1 protein-coding gene is annotated in these 861 nt (G+C 58.7%); it reads right to left on the bottom strand.

Annotation, left to right across the window (positions count from 1 at the left end; genetic code table 11):
• Positions 1–844, bottom strand: an 844-nt coding sequence (locus J6525_RS46460; protein ID WP_249796405.1) for a reverse transcriptase domain-containing protein, incomplete at its 3' end; no start/stop codon positions are given.
• Positions 845–861 lie beyond the last annotated feature (17 nt).

The raw sequence follows: 861 nt of genomic DNA, 5'->3' as shown, positions 1-861 counted from the left end.
CTAGAGTGAGGCCGAACTTCCCCAACCGAAGACGCAAGGCCTCCTGTACGCGGATGGCGTCCGATCGATATTGGAAGCAGATCACAAAGTCGTCGATATAGCGCACCAGTCGGGCTTCGCCCTGCAACCGACCCTTCACCACGCGTTCGAACCAGAGGTCGAGAACGTAATGAAGGTAGAGGTTGCTCAAAAGTACACTGATCGATCCGCCTTGTGGCGTTCCTTGTTCGCTCGGGTGCACCGCTCCGTCTTCCAAGACGCCCGCTTTCAACCAGCGCCGGATCAAGCTGATCAGGCGCGGATCACCGACTCGATGTTCGACAAACCGGAGGACCCAATCATGATCGAGACTCCCGAAGAAGTTCTTCAAATCCGCCTCCAACACCCAGCTGATCATGCCGCCGGCGATGACCTCATTGAGGGTCGCCAAGGCATGATGGGCGCTGAGCTTCGGCCTGCCGCCGAACGAGCAGGGCAAGAAGTCCTGCTCGTAGATGGTGGACAATACCTCAGCCGTGCTGCGCTGGAGCGCCCGGTCGGAGACAGTTGGAACCCCGAGGGGGCGCTTCTCCGTCTTACCGGGCTTGGGGATATAGACCCGCCGAATGTTCGGCGCCCGATATCCCTGGCGATGGATGGATTGGAGCATTGGCCCCATCCAGTCCTCGAAGCTCTCCTTCGCCGCCTCCACCGTCTGTCCGTCCACCCCGGCGGCGGAGCGCTTCGGAATCTGTAATAGATTCTTTTGCACTCGGTCGCGCGTGATGTGATGGGCCAACGAGGTGAAGCGAAGATTTGGCTCGCGTCGAGCTTTCACTGCTATTTGTTCAAGTTTCGTTTCCATGGTCAGCTGATCTTCTC

The sequence above is a fragment of the Bradyrhizobium australafricanum genome, from assembly GCF_020329495.1.
Lineage (GTDB): Bacteria > Pseudomonadota > Alphaproteobacteria > Rhizobiales > Xanthobacteraceae > Bradyrhizobium > Bradyrhizobium australafricanum.
This window is presented reverse-complemented; position numbering and strand designations above follow the sequence as displayed.